We start from the raw sequence: 22,500 nt of genomic DNA on the forward strand, positions 1-22,500 counted from the left end.
GCGCGTACCCGACTGACGCGTTGAAAAAGCGCCAGTTCCGCTTTTACAATAAATGAATCATCATGAACATCCGTTCCGAACTTCTCCTCTCCGATCTTCCTCCCGGCCATCTTGCTGCGACGGCCCGTTACCGCTTTGTTCCGGATGAGGGGCCCAGTGACCCTGCCCACCGGTTGCCGTGGTCCGGCCAGTCGACCGCCGGCCGCGAGGATCTGCCTTACAAGGTGGAACTCTGGGACGAGAGCCGGACTAGGGTCGAGCAGGTGCTGGCCGTCACCGCCAATGGCAGCATCGGATACGCCGCCTACTATGCTGCAACGCGGGAATACCCTGACCGTTACGTCACCTTGCGTCACAAGAATAGCATTGTATCCCGCTCCAACCCTCCGCAGCATTGAAAAGCCTGCGGCACGGTCCGCTCGAACAATGAGGCAGAGCAAGGATAAAGCAGCGAAGAATGAGGGGACTTCCGCGCCAACGGAAGAGCTCCCTTTTCGCGTGGAGTTGTGGCACGACGGCGGCCACGATGCCGTCGAACGCATCCTTGCCCGCGCCGCCAATGCTCAGCTCGCCCGTGCGATCTTCAAGGCGGCGCAGGGTGACCATCCGCAGCGCCGTATCACCTTGCGCCGGGATAACCGCATCATTGCGGATTCTGCAAAGTGAGGCCGATTGCGAGGGCTTTCGAAGGGTCTCTAGAGGCGCGCTGGCCCACGCATCCGCGCACGCTCACTCCTGGACTATCCGCGTAGCAGGCCCGCTTCTGGCCCCTTTAAGACATGCCCGCCTATCCTGAGAATGTCTGTTCACGCGGGTATACCGGAATTCGCCGTGGTCCGGTCAAACCGACGCGAATGACCCATAGCTGAAGCGGGCAACTGATAGGAACCAACAAGGTAATCCGCGATTTGCCGTCGCATCGACCCAGGAAGGAGCGTGGTGCATGGCATTGAAATATCCGAAATTTGACCGGAGAGGGTTTGTTGGCCTAGTCGGATCGGGAGCAGCCGTTCTTTCCTGTTTCTGCGGTCGCTCTGTCCACGCTCAGCAACCTTCCGAAAAAGGAGGCGCAATTCCCGGTGCAGAGAAATCCACCAAGAGCACGATGCTTGGCATGGGTGCCGATATGCTCCAAAGGCACAGCCCTATCAATTCAATTAATATGTATCTGAATGGTTTTCACTTCTACGCGGACGATATGGGACGGCAGATCGAAGCGCACCATTATTGCACTCACATCAACGAGGAGTTCTTTCAGTGCGTCATTTATGATGGAAACAAGTCAGACTCTCGGCTTATCGGTATCGAATACATCGTTTCAGAACGCATTTTCAAAACGTTGCCGGACGACGAGAAAGCTCTCTGGCACAGCCATCGCCATGAGACGACGGCGGGAGAGCTTACGATGCCCGGCATTCCTCAAACAGTTGAGCACACTGCAATAGCAATGCTCGTCAACACGTATGGAAAGACTTGGCACACGTGGCAAATTGATAGGGATTCCGCACTTCCAATTGGCATTCCGCAGCTCATGATGGGGTTCACGGCTGACGGTCAAATCAAGCCAGAATTGATACAGAGCCGCGATAAGGAGCTGAGTGTCAGCACGGCTGACATTCGCAGGTCACGCGAAGACTTAGCAAAATCTGCAACTCAGCCAGACCCCGGAGCAGACGGATGGAAGGACGGGAAGGCTCACCAGCTAACGCTCACAGAAGTGCCTTTGAGAAACAAACGATAAGGAAGTACGCGCGAGAACGGCTTTTTCATCTCCTGTCGCATCATTTCGCGTGAGCGAACAATCAGGTCGCTGTCGCGCGTGCCGTCGGCAAGATGCATGGTCTGCTAGCCGACTACTCGCCTCCATCAGAGTGAATGCGTGGCTTAGATCGGTCTGGTGCGTAACTGTCCCTGGAAATGGTATTTTCCAAGCGGCACGCCCCGCGTGCGCAGGATGTTGTACGCGGTCACAGCATGGAAATAGAAGTTGGGTAGTGAGTACGAGAGGAGGAAAGTCTCTGGCGTGAGGGCCAATGTCCGCGGGACCCAGCCCGAAGTTGTGGGATTGTCCACGTCGAGCGGCTGATAGATTTCGATATCCAGATTCTTGCCGGACCAACTATTGACCTCATCGGGAGAGAACGCTTCCAGCGCCACTATTGCGTGGCCGGCCATCTTTTGTAGATCGGCAAACGGCATCGCGCCGACCAGGGGCGGTGGGGCGAACACGCCGGTCTTCACAGCCTCCATCCCCCATACTGCATGATGCGTCAGGGCTTCGATCTGGAAGTGAAAAGGTGCCATGTCGGGGAAGAGACGGGCCTTCACAACTTCTTCCAGGCCGGCCCCGGTCTCGGCGCAATGTTTGGTCGTGCGGTCGAGAAAGCCTCCGACGGCCCTTGCCGTCTGCAGGAAGGTCGGAACGCTGAGGTCGTAGAGTGATGTCGCAAGCCGTGCCATGGTGAAATTGTATCATAGAGCGGACAACTTAACACCAGCTGCTGGCTCTCGCGCCGATGCACCCTCTTGGCCCTAAGCCGACCAACTTCATCGCCTAGGGCTGGTCTGGTATTGAGGGCAGTCCGGACTTCGCGTCAGCGATCCTTGGACCGCCGCTTGAGCGTAATGCGGACATCACTATGGACATGGCGATGTTTGTATTGAGTACACGCCTAATGTCTAACCGCGGTTAACTGGATAATCTTCGACGGCGCGCCAATGAAGTTAGCCCAGTCGTTCATGAGCGTCCGCCGTTTCTCAAGTGTAGCGCCGCGCTGGTACGCAGCGGTCGTTTCGTTTTTGTATTTGTGCGCCAGAGCCGCCTCGCGCACGCCATCCGGGTAGTCTGTGCATTCTTCGGCCCAGGTCGCGAACGTCGCGCGGAAGCCGTGCACGGTAACGTGCCCGTAGCCCATACGATCGAGGACAGCGAGCATCGCGTTCTCGGAAAACTCCTGGCCGTCCGGGTTGGTGAAGATCAGGTCGCTCTGTTGGCCTTTGCTGAGTTGGTCAAGCACATCGAGCGCCGGCTGAGCGAGCGGGACGCAGCGGTCCTGGTCCATCTTCATCCGCACGCCGGGGATCCGCCACACCGGACCCGTTGAAAAGGTCCGATCGATCTCGGTCCATTTAGCGCCGACGATTTCGTTGGTGCGGCACACGGTGAAGATGAGAAAGCGCAGCGCCAGCGCGGCGCGGCCCTCGGCCATGCAGAGATCGCTCATAAACTGCGCCGCATAGGGCAGGGCAGGATGGTGACGAATGACGCGCTTGGGCCGCTTCGGAAGCTTCTCGCGGAGCTGCTTTGTCAGCTCGGCTGGATTGCGGAAATCGGGATCGTCGATATTCGCGTTCTTGGCGATGATTGTCTCGATGCGGCCTCGCACCCGGTTTCGCGGTCTCGCGCTTGGTCAGCCAGATGGGCTCGAGCAATTCGTGGATGTGGCTCGGCCTGATCTCCGCGATCGTCAGCTTTCCAATGGTGGGGTAGGCGTAGCGCTTAAGCGAGGCGGGCCATTGGTCGCGGTGCTTCTCGCTCCAGGTCGACACTGCGCGCGTATATAGGCCTCGGCGCATTCCTCGAACGTCGGTGCTGCGCGCCGCGCCTCTACCGCCTTGGCCTCCTGCCGCGTCTCGCGGCGCTCCTGCACGATGTCCACGCCGGCAGTGCTGCGATCACCCTTCACGCGTAGGCGGGCCGCGTCGCGGGCGAGTCGCGCGTTTTTGAGGGATACGTCTTAAAGGAACCCAGGCCGTGCCAACGCTCTTTGCCGTCCTTCCAATAACGATAAGACCAACTCTTCGCCGCGGGTCCTGTGACGATCAGGTAGAGACCGTCACCGTCGGCATACTTGCCCGGCTTCGTTTCGCGTTCGACATCCAGCGGCTTCAGGCGTCCAGCAATGTGTTCCTCCAATCAAAACCGTCCTCCGAACCTACGGGCCCAAGCTACGGTTTGCGCTCTCATTGTGAGGAACGACGGCGAACGAAGGAAGATAGCTTGCCGACGAAAGCGCTGAATTTACTGGGGATTCCGAACAGTGGAGAACAACGGAGAACACTGTAATGGCGGAAAGGGGTGTCCTGTCAATCCCATTGAAATTGCTCCCAGACTTTGCTCCGTCAACTCAAAAGCCACGGTCTGAGCCCCGGGGCAGAGTGGGGGCAGAGCCACGCTGCGCTTTGGCCTGTGAACGTCCGGTTCATGTTTCCGGACGATGCGTGACAGGGAACGCTGCTGCTGAGCTGTCAATTGCGGGTGAACCACGACAAGGATTCTAGCGGCGCGCAGATCTCGCACATCCGCGGAAATGGAAAGGTCTCACCTTCAAGGTGGTGCTGACCATGATTGTTACCGGCTTCTGCGGCGCTGTCTGGCTCGGTGTCAAAACCGTTCTCGGCAAATAATTTCGGGCCATCTCTCCAAACGTAGCGATCGCATCAGTTTGCAGGTGCCGGAGCTGCCGCTCTTAACGAAAGAGGAAGGGGCGCGGCGGATTGCACTTGAAAGGCTCAATATCACATCGAAGCGGGCATGCAGGAGGCTCACACTTGCTCTCGTCGCGTTTAACATCTCGGATGATGCCCAGACCTGTCCGGGCACATCGCCATTCCCTGCACACGTTTGCTGTTTCACCAAACTGAGTGACGCACTTACCAGACTGTTTAGCGCAGCGGGGCGTCCACCCGGACGGGCACCATGGCACCTCGAACCAGAGGCTGCCTTCGAAATTTTTAAGCGGGAGAACCGTCCAACAATGACTGGGTGGTCTAGCAATGAAGTCCGGTCGGACCTGCGCCTGCGCTGGTGAACTAGTGAAACTCGTGCCAGTCAGAATCAATAGCAGTGATGCCGCCAGAACGGGAGCGAAATTCATCGCGTCCTCTTTCTCTTTTGCCGTTGCAACTTCAGCGACCAGCAAAAAGGCAGAGTAGCTGCCTTGCTAGTTCGCGTAATCGCCTCTCCACCAAATTCGTCCGTAGGCGCGGCCCCGATCAAACCAAAATACCGATGGTAACGATGCGACGGCTGGTACCGCTTCGATCATGGCGCTGCCCTTGCAGGGCCGCCGGGCACGTTGCTCCCCCCAGCGCTGCCCGGCGGATCCTCGATCCGAACGGTAGCTCCAATCGTACCCGTTGCGCGTGAACAGCCGAACGCGCTTGCCTTCACGTTGAAATGAGCCGATAGCCGTCGTGCTTGATCTCGTGGAGCCATTCCGGCCGGCTAGGAACCTTGGTCCCGCGTCGGAATGCAAGGGTTGAACGCAGACGCACGCATACGGGATAAATAGGCAATCCTGCGAGTCGGATTCAGACTAGCCGAAGCGTCAACTGGCGCCGGTCCGGCCCCTCATGCCTCTCCACAAAATCAGAGATCGAAACGGGTATCTCGCGCATCTGCAGATCGCAGCGCCGGCGCAATTCGCGAGCGACGTCTTCGGAAACGTCTTGCGACCATCGCTCGGCGGTGTTGAAGGCGATCACGCGGATCGGGTTGGTGTATTGGCCAGTCAGAAGATCTTGGATGACCGTTTCAAGGTCCGTCGCGTCGTAATCGGCTTCCGTCCAGGCGCGGCCTAATCGACCGAAATCATCTGCCACCAGGTAGACCGTCTGATCTTCGTCGTTCGGGACAATCGATGGCGTCCAATTGGACCTACGCATTTGAGAACTCCACGCCACATGGAAAGCGGCTCAAACGGGCTTTTGCGAAATCGTTCCGGCAGAGCCCGTCGCTCAGGAACTTTGGTGCATCATGATGCGTTACGCCTTGCAAGCGGAGGTATTGCACTGGGAAAACTCGGAAGTCGGCAGCTGCGGTGAAGAAGGCGTAAAGTGATGCGTCACGCGAGTAATCCAGCATTTCGATAAGTCATAACTTGTGATCGCCATCTAGCCCGATTGATAGATGGCTGACATAGAGCGGCTGCTTTAGTATTCGGTTCATTGCGTAGCTGGAGGGCATTGTAAATGGGACAGAAGGTCCGAATAGCCAAAGCCAAAGCAATATTGCGCAGCCAAACTCTTTCCAAACAGTTCGCCGAAATACAGAAACTCAAAGAGCAGATCCGGCTCGCCGAAGCAGCAGCGAAGTCAGCTCGGCGAAGGCCCAGGCTGACGGCTTGATCCCGATCTGCCGTTCACTGCCGCTGCCGCTCGGATCGCGAGTGCGAGGCCAGGGCGGATGGCCGGCCTGCAGAAGAGTGCTACATGCGGCGCGACTGGGCTAGGCGGAGGCTACGATGAACATAGGATTCAGAGACATGTTTACTGCCATCGTCGAGAACCGGGAGACAGCTTGTAGACCGCATGGCAAGCTTGTGCCTATGCGGTTGGCGACCGTCGCTTTCTTGCTATTGGCCTGCCTGTTTCATCAGGCTGTGCCATCGATCGCGCGAACGAATGCGCCTGAAGCTGCACCACAGGTGCAGCCCTATCCAATGCAGCCCATGCTTCGACTGGCACAAGCCAAGCGCTCTCCTAACCCAAACACGGTTGGGATCGTGACGGGCCGCCCAAACGGGACTGATTTCGCAATCGCTCAGGAGATTTCGACGGTTCTCGCGAACGGACAGGAGACTGGTCCGAGAGGGGAGGTGGCATTGCGGATTGTGCCGATGATCGGCAAGGGCGGCATTCAGAACGTTCGTGACGTGCTAACCCTACCGGGCGCCGACATGGGCATTGCGCCCAAAATTTTGCTCGACCGCCTGCGCGCCAGCAAGGAGTTGGGCGATATCTCGAAGAGCTTGGTCTACATCGCCCCGCTGTTCCATGAAGAACTCCACATCCTTGCGCGCCCAGAGATCCGCAACCTTGCCGATCTCGCTGGAAGACGTGTCAACCTTGGTGAGGAGGATAGCGGCACGGAAATCCTGGCGCGGGACATCCTCAGTCGACTGGGCCTGAAAGTGACCGAAGTTAATGTTGATCAGAATGCAGCTGCGGAAGGCATGCGGAACGGCGACATCGCGGCCACCGTGTTCATCACGGGCAAACCCGCCCGTTGGCTCGAACGATACGCGCGCGAGGACGGCTTCCATCTCATTCCGGTGCCATACACATCATCCTTGGAAGAGGACTATCTGCCGGCGACTTTCACCCACCAGGATTACCCGAACCTGATCCCTGACGAGCGCATCGCCACGCTTGCGGTTGGTTCGGTCCTCATTGCTTCCAACTCGCCTCGGACAAGTGAGCGCTACCAACGCCTGGAGACGTTCGTGAACGCGTTCTTTTCGCGTATTTCAGAGTTCGAGAGTCCAGCGCGGCACCCGAAATGGAAAGAGATCAATGTTGCGGCAGTGTTGCCCGGCTGGAGCCGCTTCGCTCCCGCGGAACGCTGGCTGAAGCAGCGCCGATTAGGGGCACCCGATGCCGACGCGCGGGCGGAGTTTGAGCGGTACCTGGATCAGTCGGGCAACGTTCCGTCCGCCACCGAGCGCGAACGCTTGTTTCAGGGTTTCCTACGCTGGTGGCGGGAGGGGAAAGGCCGCTGATCGATCTCACATCCGCTACAGGGCAGTCTTCGAGCAGCAATGGAAGGGTCATGACAATGATAATGCGTGCTTGTTCCATCGGCTTTCTTGCCATCCTCGCCATGCCTCTTGCGGCGAGCGCGCAGAGCGAGCGCACAGGATATAAGAAGGTGAGCTCGCTCGTGAACTTTCCGCCCTTCTTCTCTGGTACCGGCGCGCTCTACATTCGGCCCAAAACGCCCCCGGACGGACCGTTCAGTGCGTTCGACCCTAGGGGCAGACTGAGCAGCACGATCTACATGCGCGCGCGCTACATGCACACGCGCAGGCCGAAACGAATGGCGATGCACATAAGCGACAGAAGGAAGAGTGAGCGTATAGGATACAAGAAGGTGAGCTCGCTCGTGAATTTTCCGCCCTTCTTCCCCGGTATTGGCGTGCTTTACGTTCAGCCCGAAAAACTCCCGAACGGACCGTACCGTGCGTTCGACCGCCGGGGTAGACTGAGCAGCACGATCTACATGCTTCCCATCGAGGACCTTGAGAACCGGAAACAGTTCGATCTTGAAGGCCTCGCCGGAAAGGGCGATCACGTAACCTTCTACTTTAATTCCGGTCACCCTGGACTCGATAAGCCCCATTATCACATCCACATTTGGCACGTGAGCAAGAAGGGGGAAGAGCAGGTCGCGAAATAGCAAGTACTGGGATCTTAGGTATTTGCCAGGATCGTGTTGTCCCGCAGAACATTTTTGGTGAAGCGGCTTCGGACTCCGTCAGAAACCGCGAGTGAGTAATCACACCGATCCTCGTTCCCGGATGTGCGCGCGATCTGCGCTCGTTGAGCAGCTTGATCAGATCATCCAGCGACGTGCGGGGAACAACACCCCCATCTCGGCTCGCTGTGTGGCATTCCGCTTCATCAGATCGTCGGCAGCAGCGGCAAGTTGAAATTTGAACAACGTGACGGCAAGCCCGTACTGACGAAGCTGCCCGAACTCGATTTTGTAGACGATAAGACTGGAAGGCCGGTTGGCATCCAGATGCGCATCGGCCGCCGCCAAATCTTTCGTCTGGCAGATGCTGCAATGGACCGCAGCCGGCAGCGGCGCGCGCTTCGGGGGCCTCGTGCACCACACCGACGCTGAGAGGGAATGGCTTACGACCGCAACTCATCAGTTGGCCGCCTCGACAAGGGCCTCCGAGAGGCGCAGCGCGCGGCTGGACGCTTGCTGACATGAAGATGACTGGAAAACCATACTCCCGTTTGGGCATAAATGAGAGCCCAATCCGGAGCGCGTCGCGCCTCGCTATGTCCGAAATTGGCCCAAGCCGACCAACTTCATCGCCTGCGGCCGGGTCTGGTATTGAGGGCAGTCCGGACCTCGCTTCCGCGACCACCGTTTGTGACCCAGAGCGATCATTTCGACACATCCCCATCGCTATAGCCCGCTGACGCGGTATTTGCGCCTGTCCTGAAGGTCTTTCTTGAGGCCTTCGGGACAACGTTCAGCGCCAGCCAGGCAGCAAGCGAGCAGAGCAGACTCATCGCGATCTCGGCCGCCTGACGGCAGAGCGCGACCAAGAGGCCGCGGCAAGGGAGGCGACACAGCGCGAATTGGAGGCGCGCGCCGGCGCCGCCGCAACCGCACGCCCTTTCTCCCAAGAACGGCCGATCGAGGTGATTTTCACAAACCCACCGAGTGTTGTCACACCGAGGACAGTACCGCATCGAATTTCGCCCGGTAGCAAAGGAAAATCAATGTCGGTGCGGTCATTGGCTGAGCTAGGGCGGATCCAAACGGCCACATAGAGAATCGCTGGTGAGGTCTTTGCGGCCAGTGTGCGTCATCGATGAGTTCACCCGTGAGAGTCTAGCTATCCGTGTGGCAAGGAGGCTCAAGGCCACCGACGTCAGAGCTGTTCGTCTGGCGGGGCATTCCTCCGCATATACGTTCCGACAACGGCCCTGAGCTTGTCGCTTAGGCGGTCCGGGATTGGATTGCTTCGGTCGGAGCAAAGACCGCCTACCTCGAACCCGGACGCCCATGGGAGAACGGCTCTTGCGAAAGCTTCGATGGTAAACTGCGTGACGAACTGCTCAACGGGGAGATCTTCTACAAATTCAAGAAGGCCCATATCCCGATTGAAAACTGGCGGCGTCACTACAATACCGTCCGCCCCACTCGTGGTTGGGGATATCAGCCCTCGGCACCAGAAGCACTCGTTTGGCCCGCCGCAATACCGCTGGCGCAAATACAATCCCCGCGCTAACGTTCCAACCGGACTACTCCATGGGGCCGGCAACTTTTTCGCTGAGTTACACTCTGGAGACGTTCCATGCGCACTCTGAACAAGATCACCCGCTTGCTAGTAGCAGCATTTGTAGGCGTCTCTGCGTCAGCCCTGCAGCGGCCAGCCTGGGGCCAGCCTGCGCCAGCCATGCGCGCGGTAGTGTCGGCCGATGCCGCGCCCGAGGCTATGTCACAGTTGTTTGCCAAACTCGGCGCTGGCGAAAGAACAATTTCTGTGCCAGGGGCGGCGTGGCTGCAACTGCAGTTCTCAGAGGTACGCCTCGGCCCCGACGGCGTGCTAACGATCACCGGCGCCTCGGGCGAGTCCCAGCGGTTTTCGCAGGCACAGATCGACGCCTGGGGCGGGTTGACTGCGGTGTTTAACGGATCGGAACTCCGCGTCAGCTTGGTTAAGGGCGCGACGGAGCCTGTCTCGGCCAGCATCAAGGAAATTATCATCGGCCTGCCCGCTGGTGTCCTCAGCCGAGCTGAGGTTGTGGTACCGCGGCCGTTACGCAACCTGCTCGGCCCCGATTTCAAGCGCTTCATTCCCGGTGACCTGCGACGCGAATTGCGGAAAGAAGGCGTGGCGCCGCGCGAGGGCGTCGACACTGAATCGATATGCGGATCGACCGATGACCGGGTCGCCTCGGCCAATCCGCGGGCGGGAAGGATCATGCCGGTAGGCTGCACTGGCTGGCTGATTGAAGGCGGTAATTTATTGAGTGCCGGACACTGCGTCGGCACGACTTTTCAAACCGTCGAATTCAACGTGCCGGCTTCGCTAGCCAACGGCACTACGGTCGCGCCGCCGGTCCGCGACCAGTATCGCATTATCGCTGGTTCGATTGTCAGCCAGGACGGTGGCGTCGGGAATGACTGGGCGGTGTTCCAAGTCTTGCCTAATACTCAGACCGGTCTCATGCCCGCCGCTGCCCAAGGCGCGACCTTCCAATTGTCAAACACAGACAACCCGGCGCAAGTCCGGGTCACCGGTTACGGCGTCGACGGGCCGGCCCCGAACTTCGGTGCGGGTGGTGGAGCGCGCAACGCTCAGAGCCAGACTCAGCAGACCCATGTCGGCACGCTGTCGCAAAACACGGGGGGTGCGACCTCAGGTGTCTTACGGTACGACACCGATACCCAAGGTGGCAACTCCGGCAGCCCGGTGATCGTCGAGGGTGGCAATATCGCGATCGGCATCCACACCAACGCGGGATGCGCTGTTAGCGGTGGAACCAATGCGGGAACTAGTTTTCGCAACGCCGCCCTTTGGACAGCTCTGCCGGGGACCCAAAGTGGGTGGCGCGTTTTCCACTCGACGGGCGACCGACTGCGGAACTTGGATGTCGGGCGCAACGGCGACGGCCGTTTGGAGGTCTTCGGCGTCGCTCCGGACAATACGATCTGGAACACCTGGCAGGTCGCTCCCAGCAACGGCTGGAACGGCAGCTGGAACATGCTTTACTCGTCGGGCGACCAGCTGAGGGATCTTCGCGTGGCGCGCAACCTGGATGGCCGTCTGGAGGTCTTCGGCGTCGCTCCGGACGACACGATCTGGCACACGTGGCAAGTGGCTCCCAGCAACGGCTGGAATGGCAGCTGGGAAATCCTCTACTCGTCAAGCGACCGGTTGCGGAGCTTGGAGGTAGGTCAGAATGCGGACGGCCGTTTGGAGGTCTTCGGCGTCGCTCCGGATAACACGATCTGGAACACATGGCAGGTCGCTCCCAGCAACGGCTGGAACGGCAGCTGGAACATGCTTTACTCGTCGGGCGACCAGCTGAGGGATCTTCGCGTGGCGCGCAACCTGGATGGCCGTCTGGAGGTCTTCGGCGTCGCTCCGGACGACACGATCTGGCACACGTGGCAAGTGGCTCCCAGCAACGGATGGAATGGCAGCTGGGAAATCCTCTACTCGTCAAGCGACCGGCTGCGGAGCTTGGAGGTAGGTCAGAATGCGGACGGCCGTTTGGAGATCTTCGGCGTTGCTCCGGATAACACGATCTGGAACACATGGCAGGTCGCTCCCAGCAACGGCTGGAACGGCAGCTGGAACATCCTTTACTCGTCGGGCGACCAGCTGAGAAGCTTAGATGTCGGGCGCAACGGTGACGGCCGTTTGGAGCTCTTCGGCGTCGCTCCGGACGACACGATCTGGCATACATGGCAGGTCGGTCCCAGCAACGGATGGAACGGTAGCTGGTTGATGTTCTACGTACCGGGCGACCGGCTGCGGAACTTGGATGTGGGCCAGAACGCCGACGGACGTATAGAGGTGTTCGGCATCGCTTCGAACGACACCATTTGGCACACTTGGCAGGTTGCTCCGAGCGATGGCTGGAATCGCTAGCCGTCCTACTCGCTATCGCTTTCTGCGGAGCGACTCGACATCTGATGCCACCTCCTAGCAATTTCGAAGCTTCAAAATGGAGTCGACTATGCGGCGGGGCGCATTTGCTTCAGTGATCGATCCACCGGCTGGCCGACGTGAGAACGGCGAGCCGTGTTCACCCTAAATGATGCGACCGCTGTCGTTCTTCGTCAGCAACTCCGAACGACGGGTCGTCAATCGGCTCGATGATGCAGCCTGGGTTCCGGCGCCGATAGCGCGGCTAACTTTTGTTGTAGCGAGAGACGGCTGTGCGGTGCTGTGATTTTGGCGTGGCCTTTATGGGTGAAGGGCTGGCCTTGAGCTGGGGCTTTTGGAGCTAGGGCGCAACGCATACTCTCACGAAGCGTGTCGAGCGCCGGCTTGCACGTTAGGAACGCAAGTGACGGTGGTGGGTTGAAGCGACATCGCACTCCGTCCCCCGTGCGATACCTGCTCCAAGAAGGGCCTCAGCGCCGCCGCTTGAGGCCCTTCGCGCTTTCAGTGGAATTGAGTGTGAGCGCAACTCAATGCTGGCGGCCTTCATGCCTTCAGGCTGACCACCTGTCTTCTTCGCGGCTGGCCTCGACTTCATTGAGGCGATCTGCGATTTCAACGGCCAAGGCGGGATTCTCCGCATCTGCGATGGGAATGCCGTCCTGCTTCGTTATCTTCTGCCCTTCAACATCCACAGGGAAGTCGTCGGGCTTTAGAGGGCTCTTCGAATCAGAACTCATGTTTTTTCTCCCCGTTAGCGCAACGTGATTGCTGCTCTGTTTAGGCTTCGCGCAACGATTAGTTCCTATAGCGCCACAGAGCTGTCGACGCGCTCGGTGCAACTAGCATTTTGGCAGCTAGCCAAAGATCCGCTTTCAGGTTGAGCATCGCAGTGAGCGACCGTACGATGTGAGATCAACCCATTTCCTCCCCGCCCCCTGGCGCCCAAAGCCAGCGCTCTGCCTAAGATGTTAGTGCCGGGCAACTGCTGAGAATAAACTCTAGTATCGTCAATCATAAAACCGACGACCCGTTCGGATACGCAGCCGCCATTTAGGAACCAAGGCATCGGAAAGGCTATTGCCATGGCGGAAGCGAATCTTTCGAGAAGAGTTTTAAGGGAGTTCAGCCATGAGGCGGATTGCAATTAGCGCTACGCTCCTACTGTTTGCCGTCGCACCCGCAGCCCTGGCACAGACCACCACGCCCGAGGTTTCGACCAGCCCGAGCGCAAAAAGTTCGGGCGCCGGAATACCCGGCACGCCTGGGACGGAGAGCGGTCCTGCAGCGAAATCCGATACTGTTGGCTCCAGCTCTACCCCGAACCAGGTAAATCCGACGGTGCGCCAGCAGGACCCTTCGAATATCCAAGGCATGCCTGGTAACAAGAGCGGACCGCCGGCTAAGCAGCCGTCCCGGCAATGACCGTCTGCGCACGGGCGCCGTACGCGCACGACTTCGAGTAGTTCGATTGGTGCCGAGCATCACTATGCGAAGGGGCCAGTTGAAGGCGCGCTTGACGAGGGTAAGGGCGTCATTGGGTAGCCCGCCGACGTAAGCACGCCAGGTTTTCGCAAACCCACCGCGTATTGTCGCACCTACGGCAGTAGCGCATCAACCTGCACCCTCCGCGACGAAAATGTTCATGCAGTCACCGCGTTCCAGGCGATAATAGCGCGGCTAACTTTTGTTGTAGCGATGATGGTCGTCCGCTGCTGTGATTGGGCGCGCCCCTTTGTGGGTGAAGGGCCTGGCCTCCAAGGGCCTCAGCTCCAGCGCCGGGAGCTGGGGGCTCCGCGAGTCCCCGCTCGATCAATTGCCATTTTGTCCCGAAAATCCCTGTCGTGAGTCGTAGTTCGACCCGACATCAGAATCGATCAATGCTTCAATGTTGGCGTTTTCAGCACGTGTATTTAGTTCGCGATTGGCCCGGCTCGCTAGAGCCGGGCTTTTCGTTGTGTTAGGCGCCGACGGACCTGACAGTACCGGCTGACCAGGTCTGGTCTTAAGGGAAGAGCGGACTTCCCCTTATAGCGGAAGTCGAAGCTGACCGAGCATTCCGCGCCGGTAGATGATGCGCCTCAACACAGGTCCTCCGACTAGGCATGGCGGCATATTGGTAAACCTGGGCTTCGATCTGGCTGCGCAACCCCTTTTGGCGCAGCACAATTGCGCCGCGCTGATCCGGGCCGATCACATGGAAGGAGTTCTTGCCGAACGACAGCAATCGAACTGTTATAGATGGCGTGCTGTCTTTGGCGCCCTTGCCAACCTCAATCGCTGGCGGGGCAGGAGGACGCGCTCGAGACTACGCAGGCGCGGGAGATTCTCGCATATGTGAATCTGATCACATTGGATACCCTTTTGCAGGAGTAAAAACCCTTTGGTGTAATTTCAGGGAAATAGCGCACATTGCGCGCTCAAATGCCCTGGCCTTCGTGGCAATCCCCTCGTGCCCAACTGGGATTTCGGAGGAATCATGCCTTCACACCCCCAATACGATGTCGCAATCGTCGGAGCGAGTATTGCCGGATGCGCGGCGGCGATATTCTTTGGCCGCACCGGCGCCCGCGTCGCGCTGATCGAGCGTGATCGCGATCCCGCGGGTTACAAGAGGCTCTGCACGCACTACATCCAGGCAAGCGCCACCCCGACCTTGGAAAGGCTCGGACTTGCGAGGGCAATCGAAGAAGCCGGTGGCGTGCGAAACGATGCGGAAGTGTTCACGCGATGGGGATGGATCGTTGCACCCTCCGAACAGACGATCCGTCGGCCCGCCTATGGGTACAACATCCGGCGATCCACACTCGACCCGATGCTGCGGAAGACAGCGGCGCAAACAGCCGGTGTCGAATATTTGCCGGGGTTCTCGGCTCGCGAATTGCTGATCAAACAAGGACGAATTTACGGCGTGTCGGCACAAGGAGGAGGCGACGCCAAACTGGATATTGAAGCGAAGCTGGTCGTTGGCGCGGACGGGCGGAATTCGAACGTCGCGGAGCTTGCCGGCTTGGCTGCCAAAGAGACTGCAAACGGTCGCATTTTCTATTTCGCGCACTACCGCAATTTGCAGCTAGCGAGTGGCACACGGTCGCAACTCTGGTTCCTGGAGCCGGACGTCGCTTACACCTTTCCCAACGACGACGGTGTAACGCTTGTGGCTGCCATGCCCGCACGTGCTAAGGCTGCGGAATGGAAGGCGGATCCGGAAGCGGCCATGACGCGCCTGTTTGAGCGCTTGCCGCGCGCGCCGTACCTGCCGCAGGCGCAGCGAGTGACCCCATTCATGGGATGCATCGACTATCCGAACCTTCACCGCAGCGTGTCCAAACCCGGCTTGGCATTGATCGGAGACGCGGCCCTATCGCTCGATCCGTTGTGGGGAATCGGATGCGGCTGGGCGTTGCAGTCCGCCGAGTGGCTGGCGGGCGCCGTCGGCCGTGCATGGACGAGTCCGACGGATCTCGATCGCCGGCTGTCGGCTTATGCAAAACGGCATCGGTCCGAACTGGCTGGACATCAGTTTCTGATCGAGGACTTCTCGACGGGACGCCCATTCAACTTCCTCGAACGCTTAACGTTCTCGGCGGCGGCGCGCGATCCGATGTGCGCCGATACTTTCTCAGCATTCGGAAGTCGTTGTATTGGCGTCCGCCGATTTCTCCGCCCCGACGCGTTGGCTCGCGCGATGTGGGTAAACGCTCGCCACGCGCTCAGCGCTGCAAAGATGCAACCGAGATTGCAATAATACGACACCACGACAGTGGAATCCATCACCGGCTGCAAGCAAACGTTGGCTTGACCTTATTCGGACCGCCGCTCAGGGCGAGTCTGAATTTTAGTCGGCCGCCGGACCGCTGTCGGCATGTCGACGGATTCCACTTGCGGCCTCCCTGACAGAGGGCTTTTTCCTAATTCGCCACTCTGGTATCAGCGGGGTGCGTCAGGCAATGAACATACTGATCCGTATATCGAGATCCCTATCCCAATCGATATATCCGTTCACGAATACGCTCCCGTCCTGCGGCGCAACCGATCGAACGGACATATGGGCAGCTCCGATAAAAGGGAGGTCAAGAAGGCCGGTGGCCGGATTTGGTCGCAGTTCGGTAATGCTCGCCATGACAACGCTGTTATGGTTGCAGGGGATTCTAATCTGCTGAATGAAGTTCCAGCGGGCCCTGATCACCGCAAACCAAGCGGAAGAACGGACAATACCAGGATCATCTGCCGGCTCGAAGCGCTTACCGTCGACGGGTGGCAGTATCCTTATCGTGGAGCTGTTCGAAGGCTCGGACGATCCCTCGTACTTGGTGGCCGTGGTCGTCATTTTGTCCTCCTAGTGCTAACGGCTTCAAGAGGCCTGAGTTCTCGCACCTCTGAAACGCCGTTCTAGTATACTCGCAGAACGCGCAACTACCTGTGGCTTAGTTCACACCCGAATGTGGTCTGGCGATTGCGCACAAGAGCGCGTGGTTTCTGGCGCACCGCGTTCGTGACGCCATGCGTTCTGGCAAGCTGTGTGGGCGTTCGCGTGCTCCGCAAATTTTTGGCGGCATAGGGGGTCAATAGCCCCGGTTTCTTGGGTGTGGGATGTCCGGACTTGGCCCTCAGCCGAACTGCCCTTGAGCCGCCGCAAAGGCCGCTCTCAGAGGTCAACCGGACCTGACGAGATGAGTGGCCGGACCGCCGCTTGTGACCCTCAGCAGACGTTCTTCCAAGGTGCTCAGTCGGCACGACCCGGACTTAGCGCAAAGCCTTAAGCATCGATGAACTCGACCCCGTGTTTGGCAGCTATGTCCCTAAAGGACGTCGATCCTTTTTTCGACGGATTGCCGCTATCGACCTGCAGATTGACCACATCGGCGACAAACGCCTCAAATGCGCCGGCGGGCGAACTGATCCCCAACTGTCGTCCTTCGCCTGGGCCGACACTCTTAATGGAGTGCGGCGTGCCGCCGGGGGCAAACATCATCTCCCCCGGGCCGAGAACGCGAACCTCATCGCCGACTTGGATTCGAATCGACCTTCAATGATAACATGCCACTCATCATAACGATGGCGATGAAGACCTGCGCCAGAGCCGGCCGGACCAGTGGCCTCCCACACACTATAGTCCCCCAATCCCTTCACGGGCTTGAAGGCTAACCTGGCGCTTCCCAGCTGATACGTTCTGCCCTCGCCAAAACCGAAGAAACCGGACGATTCCGTCATGCAAGTCTCCCTTCCTCGCTTGAAAACTTAGGGGAGTTTGCAAACGGCCGCAACGGCGTCAATGCTGCCGGACCGAGACACTACAGCGGCCGAGAGTGCATTCCGTGATATCGAAAATCGGAGCATGTCCATCTGTTTGGATTGCCTTCGCTTTGACGCCGAGTTGTCCTGTCGAAGGCGGTGGAGCATCCAGTGTCTGAACCATCGCCATCCGTCCGGGAGTTTCGGAGATGGATCTGTCGAAAGCGAGGTTCAAACTTCGGTTTGCAAGTAGGGCAACGCTGACGACGTTCTAATGTCCGGTTTTGGAGGGAGCGGACATCAGGCGGCCAGCCGCTTAATGAGTACACGGCCTAGATCGGCCAAGGCCTCTTTCACCAAACGCAGATTATCCTTGCTGGACAGGCGGGGCGGACGATCCGTCCGCGGCCAAATCCTCGAGATCGAGCGGCTTGCTGACAATCTTCAATGAACCGTCAGGATTGCGCGGCCATTCCTTCTCTGGTCGATCCCAATAAAGCTCGACGCCGTTGCCGTCTGGGTCGCGGAGATAGATCGCTTCCGAACCACCGTGGTCGCTGGCGCCGCTGAGCGGTACGGCCGCTGCACGAAGGCGGCAGAGTGCGCCCCCGAGCGCGGCCCGCGTGGGGTAGACGAAGGCAACATGGTGGAGGCCCGTCGATCCTTGTGCCGGCGGCGAACCGCCCCGACTTTCCCATGTGTTGATCGCAAGGTGGTGATGATAACTGCCGGCCGCGAGGAACGCTGCTTGGTCACCAAGCCGCCCGGTGAGGCCGAAGCCAAGCACCCCGCAATAGAACTGGAGCGATCGCTCCAGGTCGGCAACCTTCAGATGGACATGTCCGACGCGGACGCGCGGGTCGATCGGCGCGCTATCGGTCGCGATGGCCGGCGGCGTGATCAGTCCATTCATCTTCCAGCTCCTCGGCATTGCCCTTCTCTGATAGAGCAGATTGCTCAGAAGCCGTTTTTCCTCAAGATAGCATAATCTGGATTTATTATCCACAAATCTGCATAATAGAACGATGCGCATCGATGAGATCAGTGTCTTTGTCCAGGTGCTGGAGGCGGGCAGCTTTACCAGCGCCGCTCGGAGGCTCCGCATGCCCGCAAGCACAGTGAGCGCTAAGGTTGCGGCGTTGGAGCGGCGCCTCGGCGTCAGCCTGATCCAGCGCACGACCCGCAAGCTCCGCATCACGCCAGCGGGCCAGATCTTTTTTGAACGATGCCGTATTGGGCTTCGTGAGATCGAGGCAGCGGAAGCCGCGGTTACGGCAGAGGCGGGCGGCCTGACCGGGCTGCTTCGGCTCACAGCGGCCGTCGATATCGCGCAAAGCCTGCTGCCGCCCATCATCAGCGCGTTTCGCGAAGCCTTCCCGACGGTGAAAGTCGAGTTGATCGTCACCGACCGGATCGTTGACATGATCGCAGAAGGCATCGATCTCGCTATTCGCGTCGGTCCATTGCGGGATTCAAGTCTGATGACAAGGTCTTTTGTAACGGGCCCCTCGGGACTGTTCGCAAGCCAACACTATCTCAACCGACGCGGCGTCCCCGCTTACGTGGATGATCTCAAGCACCATGACCTGATTGGATTCGGCAAGCCTTGGGCCCAACCTCTGCCCATGCTGATGAGAAACCGGAAGGTCAGCGTCGATTTGTCGGGCGGCCTGACCTGCGACGACCTGCTGACGATCAGGACGTTTGTCGCCATGGGGCTCGGGATTGGATTTCTCCCGGCCTTTCTCGCAGACCAACTTCGGCTAGTGCGCGTGTTGCCAGATCTTCGCTCACCGCTGACAGGACTCTATTTCGCCTACCCCGCCCAGAAATTCGTGGCGGCGCGTGTCAGGAAGTTCATCACCTTTGCATTATCCAGTGTGAAGCGCCTGCACTTACATCCGTGACCTAGGGTCGCATTGGATCGAGCGGCCTCGCAAATTATGCGCGCGGCGCGGGAGGCAATCTCATAGGGTCACAGCGAAGCAATGGTGCCCATCTTCATCGACCGTGGCGCCTATGTCGGTGCCAAGGCATGTCCGGACTTGGCCCATCGCGTCATTTCGCTGCTGCGCAGCAGCCGCGTCGCTTTAGGAACAAAGCGGATATCAGCTTCGGTGCGTCACGCCACGAAAACGCGTCGACCCAAACGTCGTGCGGAGTGACCCGCGACCATTTCCGGTGGCCTTCATCGCCGAGCGCATGGCGCCTGTTTCGGGTTTTCCACCAACGCTGCTGCAACTGCACCGCGATCGGATGCAAGGTGACATAGGCCCTGCCTGACATCCTGCACAGACGCGATGCTGGCGGTAGGGAGTGCCCCAGGTGGTCATTTCCGGATTTGACCCGGTGACCATATCGCGTCAGCAAAGTCTCGTCGCCCGCATCTTTCCTTCCGAGAGTTTGGTCATGAGATCGGGCTTGTGTAATACCTTCCGCCGTAGCTTTCGACCGTGGGTTTGTGCACCATGATTGGTCGCCGAGCAGGGAAGCTGAATGTTTCCAAGGTGCTTTGCAAGCGGGTAGGGAGGATGGACGTTCCGCTATCCTGGAAGAAGGGGGACGGCAAGGAGTTGCGCGCAGATCTCGCTCACCTGCGGAAATGGCGCAAGAGCGTTGAGCAGGCCCAGGGCCTCACCTTCAAGGTGGTGCTGACCATGATCGTTACTTGCTTCTGCGGCGCGGTCTGGCTCGGTGTCAAAACCGTCCTCGGTAAATAATTTCGGGCTTCTCTCCGAACGTGGTGGCTTTACCACGGGAAGGGGCACTTGAAGGTTCACACGGAAACGGGGGACGAGGGAGTTCTTCTTGGTCTCTTTGACCTCAAAGTGCAGCTTGCCGTAGAGCCGCCGAAGCAGCGCCATCACCCGTTCACCCGCCCGACGACCGTGGTTTCTTTATCTCGGGAGGGGCTTTTCTCGTGTCCACAAGCACGCATCGCCATTCCCTGCAGAGGGCCGCTTGTTCACCTAACTGGGTGACGCACACACCAGCTTGCCTGGCGCATTTGGGAGCCCACCCGGCCTGGCACGAAGGAGCCTCGAACCAGCGTTTGCCTTCGTATTCTTTAAGCGGGAAAACGGTCCAACAAGGACCAGGTAGGTGGACTGGGTGGTCTACTGATGGAAACCTGCGCCTGCGCTGGTGAACTAGTGAAACTCGTGCCAGTCAGAATTAACAGCAGTGGTGCCGCCAGAACGAGAGCGAAATTCATCGCGTCCTCCCCTTCGCGGTTGCAACTTCACGCTACCACCTCAGCCATCGGAAAAAAGGCAGAACCGCTGTCATTGGCTTAGCCACCGGATATTCGAAGGCAACGCCTTCCGGATCATTGTCCTTGAACCAAGCGTCGGCGGCTTCGGCCTGAAAATCTTCAGGTGGTCGACGTCTCCAACCTGGCGCGACGTATCGACATTGACCCAGACTGTCATGACATTGCCTCCATGACTCGTTGCAGCGCCGGATGCTGGCGATTCTTGACCTTGATCCAGTCTGGCGGGCGGCCGCCACGATAGCGGCTGTCAGCGCGCTTGGACACAAGCCCCTCAAGCCCCATTAGGCAGGCATGCCTGAACAAGTCAGGGCCAATCTCTCCCTGTTCAAACTCACTCAGGAAGATGCCACCAACTCGCCGCGCGAGGAGTCTCGCTAGGTTCGACTTTCGCATGGTGAGCGGCAGGTTACGGATATCTTCGCCGTCGCTCACCAACATGTCGAAGGCATAGAACTGGACTTCTTCGTCGTGCTGGCGCGAGTGCAGGCCGTTAAAGTCGGATCTGCCATATACGCCGAGTAGCACGGCTTCTCCGTCGATCACAAAGGAGCTCTGGCGATTTCTCAGAGCGGCTTCGACAATGAGGGGATACCGGTGGCTCCAGTCGTACCCGTTGCGCGTGAACAGCCGAACGCGCTTGCCTTCACAATGATGAGCCGATAGCCGTCGTGCTTGATCTCGTGGAGCCATTCCGGCCGGTTAGGAACCTTGGTCCCCGGCGTCGGAATGCAGGGATCAAATGCAGACGTACGCATGCGGGATAAATAGGCAACCGCACGCGAAAATGCGAGTCCAACCAGACCAACCCAAGAATCAACCGCCGCGATCTCGGCTCTCGCGTCGCACGGCAAAATCAGAGATCGCGGCCGACAGTTCGCGCATCTGCAGATCGCAGCGGCAGCGCAACTAACTCCGAGACCTTACCAACCACCGTGGAAGTGACGCCGGTGGCCCCATCCGCCACGCCAACCCGGACCCGCGTACGCATACACGGGAGGTGCCGCATACACTCGCCGTGCAGCATAGACCGGGTACTCCTCAACTACCACCCGCGGCGGGGCGACAACGACGGGGCGGCGTACCACGATCGTCTCGAAAACGACAGGAGCCGTCTCCTCGACAACAACCGGCGGAGAAGCCCGGTACTCGTACGACCGCGCATAGCTTTCGCTGTAACTAGTTACGGGCAGATCGGAGGCCATTGCCGGAGAGGCAAGAGCTAGTGCACTTGCTGCACCAAAGATTAAGTTGCGCATCTGAGTTGTCCCATGTTGGTCTTGCTTGTCGCCCTGCAACGAACAGAACGCGGAAACGTGCTGTTAGGTTCATGAACGAGCGTTCAGCGGCTACATCGTGCCGACCGGGAGTCGGCAGCTGCGGTGAAGAAGGCGGTTAAAAAGGTGGGCAACAGCCGCAAGCGTGTTGAGCGCCGGCTTGGACGTTAGGAACGCAAATGAGGAAAGTGGGTTGAGGCGCGTCGCACCGTCCCCCCGTTGAGCGACACCTCAGCCCGTGAAGGGTCTCAGCTGTCCCCGCTGAGACCCTTTTCGCGTAGAGAAGGCGTCTAGCTTGTGAGACCGATTTCTTTGTTGCGTGACCAGAAATGTCGGCCGTTCGCGCCGGTCTATGCTGCCAAGGTACTATTTATTTCGACGGACAAAAACACCGCGCTTAACTTTTGTTATGTCCAGATTCGATTTTTAAGGAACCCCGATTTGTCAGGCGCATTTGCAGCGTATGAGCCGCTACTATTTCGATATCCGCGCCGGCGACGAGCTTGCCGTCGATAAGTCGATAAAGAGGGTTTTGAACTCCCCTGCCTGGACGCCGCGCGCGAAGAGGCCGCCC

General features: G+C 58.9%; 20 protein-coding genes and 3 pseudogenes. 11 read left to right on the forward strand and 12 right to left on the reverse strand.

The features are described from left to right. The first annotated feature begins 62 nt into the window (after nucleotides 1–62). The 3 genes from HCN50_RS33135 to HCN50_RS30030 all read left to right on the forward strand — a co-directional run bounded on the left by HCN50_RS33135 (nucleotide 63) and on the right by HCN50_RS30030 (nucleotide 1,741). The gene (locus tag HCN50_RS33135) at nucleotides 63–398 is read left to right on the forward strand and encodes a hypothetical protein (RefSeq protein WP_210265151.1); all 336 of its coding nucleotides are present in this window, start codon (nucleotides 63–65) and stop codon (nucleotides 396–398) included. 100 nt (nucleotides 399–498) lie between these two features. Further along, entirely contained in the window at nucleotides 499–666 is a 168-nt protein-coding gene (locus HCN50_RS30025) for a hypothetical protein (protein ID WP_171713483.1), read from the forward strand. A 277-nt stretch (nucleotides 667–943) separates the two neighbouring features. Further along, complete coding sequence (locus HCN50_RS30030; RefSeq protein ID WP_171713484.1) at nucleotides 944–1,741, forward strand: OBAP family protein; 798 nt, start codon at nucleotides 944–946, stop codon at nucleotides 1,739–1,741. A 143-nt stretch (nucleotides 1,742–1,884) separates the two neighbouring features. Here HCN50_RS30030 and HCN50_RS30035 read toward each other — a convergent pair whose 3' ends face one another. The 5 genes and pseudogenes from HCN50_RS30035 to HCN50_RS30045 form a co-directional block, all read right to left on the reverse strand. Beyond that, on the reverse strand, nucleotides 1,885–2,460 hold the full coding sequence (locus HCN50_RS30035) for a DUF1993 domain-containing protein (protein ID WP_171713485.1): 576 nt from the start codon (nucleotides 2,458–2,460) through the stop codon (nucleotides 1,885–1,887). Between the two features lie 212 nt (nucleotides 2,461–2,672). Beyond that, nucleotides 2,673–3,386, reverse strand: a complete 714-nt coding sequence (locus HCN50_RS33930; protein ID WP_311968248.1) for a tyrosine-type recombinase/integrase — start codon at nucleotides 3,384–3,386, stop codon at nucleotides 2,673–2,675. Nucleotides 3,387–3,450: 64 nt separating this feature from the next. Beyond that, nucleotides 3,451–3,576 (reverse strand): annotated as a pseudogene (locus HCN50_RS34890) (phage integrase central domain-containing protein); the annotation flags it as partial. Between the two features lie 106 nt (nucleotides 3,577–3,682). Further along, complete coding sequence (locus HCN50_RS33935) at nucleotides 3,683–3,916, reverse strand: Arm DNA-binding domain-containing protein (RefSeq protein ID WP_235977301.1); 234 nt, start codon at nucleotides 3,914–3,916, stop codon at nucleotides 3,683–3,685. Nucleotides 3,917–5,313: 1,397 nt separating this feature from the next. After that, on the reverse strand, nucleotides 5,314–5,667 hold the full coding sequence (locus tag HCN50_RS30045; protein ID WP_171713486.1) for a hypothetical protein: 354 nt from the start codon (nucleotides 5,665–5,667) through the stop codon (nucleotides 5,314–5,316). A 306-nt stretch (nucleotides 5,668–5,973) separates the two neighbouring features. Here HCN50_RS30045 and HCN50_RS30050 point away from each other — a divergent pair, with 306 nt between their 5' ends. From HCN50_RS30050 to HCN50_RS33140, 3 genes are all read left to right on the forward strand, one after another. Then, nucleotides 5,974–6,129 (forward strand): hypothetical protein, encoded by a 156-nt coding sequence (locus HCN50_RS30050; RefSeq protein WP_171713487.1) that lies wholly within the window; start codon nucleotides 5,974–5,976, stop codon nucleotides 6,127–6,129. Nucleotides 6,130–6,266: 137 nt separating this feature from the next. After that, a complete protein-coding gene (locus HCN50_RS30055; RefSeq protein WP_171713488.1) occupies nucleotides 6,267–7,502 on the forward strand; it encodes a TAXI family TRAP transporter solute-binding subunit in 1,236 nt (411 codons plus the stop codon). Between the two features lie 50 nt (nucleotides 7,503–7,552). Further along, complete coding sequence (locus tag HCN50_RS33140; RefSeq protein ID WP_210265152.1) at nucleotides 7,553–8,179, forward strand: hypothetical protein; 627 nt, start codon at nucleotides 7,553–7,555, stop codon at nucleotides 8,177–8,179. 156 nt (nucleotides 8,180–8,335) lie between these two features. Here HCN50_RS33140 and HCN50_RS34540 read toward each other — a convergent pair whose 3' ends face one another. Next, nucleotides 8,336–8,545, reverse strand: coding sequence for a hypothetical protein (locus tag HCN50_RS34540; RefSeq protein ID WP_171713489.1), 210 nt, complete (start codon nucleotides 8,543–8,545; stop codon nucleotides 8,336–8,338). Nucleotides 8,546–9,307: 762 nt separating this feature from the next. Between HCN50_RS34540 and HCN50_RS33945 the strand changes: the two are divergent. Next, nucleotides 9,308–9,755 (forward strand): annotated as a pseudogene (locus tag HCN50_RS33945) (integrase core domain-containing protein); the annotation flags it as partial. A gap of 66 nt (nucleotides 9,756–9,821) precedes the next feature. Next, nucleotides 9,822–12,128 (forward strand): DUF8189 domain-containing protein, encoded by a 2,307-nt coding sequence (locus tag HCN50_RS30075; protein WP_171713490.1) that lies wholly within the window; start codon nucleotides 9,822–9,824, stop codon nucleotides 12,126–12,128. Nucleotides 12,129–12,697: 569 nt separating this feature from the next. On the opposite strand, the gene HCN50_RS30080 is transcribed toward HCN50_RS30075, so the two are convergent. Beyond that, on the reverse strand, nucleotides 12,698–12,883 hold the full coding sequence (locus tag HCN50_RS30080; RefSeq protein WP_171713491.1) for a hypothetical protein: 186 nt from the start codon (nucleotides 12,881–12,883) through the stop codon (nucleotides 12,698–12,700). 1,739 nt (nucleotides 12,884–14,622) lie between these two features. Between HCN50_RS30080 and HCN50_RS30085 the strand changes: the two genes are divergently transcribed. Beyond that, nucleotides 14,623–15,891 carry an NAD(P)/FAD-dependent oxidoreductase gene (locus tag HCN50_RS30085; protein WP_171713492.1) on the forward strand — a complete coding sequence of 423 codons (1,269 nt, stop codon included), beginning with the start codon at nucleotides 14,623–14,625 and terminating at the stop codon, nucleotides 15,889–15,891. Nucleotides 15,892–16,086: 195 nt separating this feature from the next. Here the strand turns inward: HCN50_RS30085 and HCN50_RS30090 are convergent, their stop codons facing one another. The 3 genes from HCN50_RS30090 to HCN50_RS30100 form a co-directional block, all read right to left on the reverse strand. Next, nucleotides 16,087–16,473, reverse strand: a complete 387-nt coding sequence (locus tag HCN50_RS30090) for a hypothetical protein (RefSeq protein ID WP_171713493.1) — start codon at nucleotides 16,471–16,473, stop codon at nucleotides 16,087–16,089. Between the two features lie 429 nt (nucleotides 16,474–16,902). Then, nucleotides 16,903–17,115, reverse strand: coding sequence for a hypothetical protein (locus HCN50_RS30095; protein WP_171713494.1), 213 nt, complete (start codon nucleotides 17,113–17,115; stop codon nucleotides 16,903–16,905). Nucleotides 17,116–17,745: 630 nt separating this feature from the next. Continuing rightward, complete coding sequence (locus HCN50_RS30100) at nucleotides 17,746–18,291, reverse strand: VOC family protein (RefSeq protein WP_171713511.1); 546 nt, start codon at nucleotides 18,289–18,291, stop codon at nucleotides 17,746–17,748. Between the two features lie 112 nt (nucleotides 18,292–18,403). Here HCN50_RS30100 and HCN50_RS30105 point away from each other — a divergent pair, with 112 nt between their 5' ends. Further along, the gene (locus HCN50_RS30105; RefSeq protein WP_171713495.1) at nucleotides 18,404–19,285 is read left to right on the forward strand and encodes a LysR family transcriptional regulator; all 882 of its coding nucleotides are present in this window, start codon (nucleotides 18,404–18,406) and stop codon (nucleotides 19,283–19,285) included. A gap of 636 nt (nucleotides 19,286–19,921) precedes the next feature. Here HCN50_RS30105 and HCN50_RS30110 read toward each other — a convergent pair. Both HCN50_RS30110 and HCN50_RS30115 read right to left on the reverse strand, forming a co-directional pair. Then, a complete protein-coding gene (locus tag HCN50_RS30110) occupies nucleotides 19,922–20,242 on the reverse strand; it encodes a hypothetical protein (RefSeq protein ID WP_171713496.1) in 321 nt (106 codons plus the stop codon). 563 nt (nucleotides 20,243–20,805) lie between these two features. After that, complete coding sequence (locus HCN50_RS30115) at nucleotides 20,806–21,342, reverse strand: ATP-dependent DNA ligase (protein WP_311968249.1); 537 nt, start codon at nucleotides 21,340–21,342, stop codon at nucleotides 20,806–20,808. Nucleotides 21,343–22,019: 677 nt separating this feature from the next. On the opposite strand from HCN50_RS30115, the pseudogene HCN50_RS30120 reads away from it, so the two are divergent. After that, nucleotides 22,020–22,097: pseudogene (locus HCN50_RS30120) on the forward strand (DUF3606 domain-containing protein); the annotation flags it as partial. Nucleotides 22,098–22,500 lie beyond the last annotated feature (403 nt).

The organism is Bradyrhizobium archetypum, from assembly GCF_013114835.1.
Classification (GTDB): Bacteria; Pseudomonadota; Alphaproteobacteria; order Rhizobiales; family Xanthobacteraceae; genus Bradyrhizobium; species Bradyrhizobium archetypum.

Coding starts and splice junctions, on each gene's coding strand:
- HCN50_RS30090 (WP_171713493.1), bottom strand. CDS start 16,473: ATGACGACCACGGCCACCAAGTACGAGGGATCGTCCGAGCCTTCGAAC.
- HCN50_RS30085 (WP_171713492.1), top strand. CDS start 14,623: ATGCCTTCACACCCCCAATACGATGTCGCAATCGTCGGAGCGAGTATT.
- HCN50_RS30030 (WP_171713484.1), top strand. CDS start 944: ATGGCATTGAAATATCCGAAATTTGACCGGAGAGGGTTTGTTGGCCTA.
- HCN50_RS30105 (WP_171713495.1), top strand. CDS start 18,404: ATGCGCATCGATGAGATCAGTGTCTTTGTCCAGGTGCTGGAGGCGGGC.
- HCN50_RS33140 (WP_210265152.1), top strand. CDS start 7,553: ATGACAATGATAATGCGTGCTTGTTCCATCGGCTTTCTTGCCATCCTC.
- HCN50_RS30045 (WP_171713486.1), bottom strand. CDS start 5,667: ATGCGTAGGTCCAATTGGACGCCATCGATTGTCCCGAACGACGAAGAT.
- HCN50_RS30080 (WP_171713491.1), bottom strand. CDS start 12,883: ATGAGTTCTGATTCGAAGAGCCCTCTAAAGCCCGACGACTTCCCTGTG.
- HCN50_RS30110 (WP_171713496.1), bottom strand. CDS start 20,242: ATGGCGCTGCTTCGGCGGCTCTACGGCAAGCTGCACTTTGAGGTCAAA.
- HCN50_RS30095 (WP_171713494.1), bottom strand. CDS start 17,115: ATGTTTGCCCCCGGCGGCACGCCGCACTCCATTAAGAGTGTCGGCCCA.
- HCN50_RS30050 (WP_171713487.1), top strand. CDS start 5,974: ATGGGACAGAAGGTCCGAATAGCCAAAGCCAAAGCAATATTGCGCAGC.
- HCN50_RS30075 (WP_171713490.1), top strand. CDS start 9,822: ATGCGCACTCTGAACAAGATCACCCGCTTGCTAGTAGCAGCATTTGTA.
- HCN50_RS30035 (WP_171713485.1), bottom strand. CDS start 2,460: ATGGCACGGCTTGCGACATCACTCTACGACCTCAGCGTTCCGACCTTC.
- HCN50_RS33135 (WP_210265151.1), top strand. CDS start 63: ATGAACATCCGTTCCGAACTTCTCCTCTCCGATCTTCCTCCCGGCCAT.
- HCN50_RS30100 (WP_171713511.1), bottom strand. CDS start 18,291: ATGAATGGACTGATCACGCCGCCGGCCATCGCGACCGATAGCGCGCCG.
- HCN50_RS30115 (WP_311968249.1), bottom strand. CDS start 21,342: ATGGCTCCACGAGATCAAGCACGACGGCTATCGGCTCATCATTGTGAA.
- HCN50_RS30055 (WP_171713488.1), top strand. CDS start 6,267: ATGTTTACTGCCATCGTCGAGAACCGGGAGACAGCTTGTAGACCGCAT.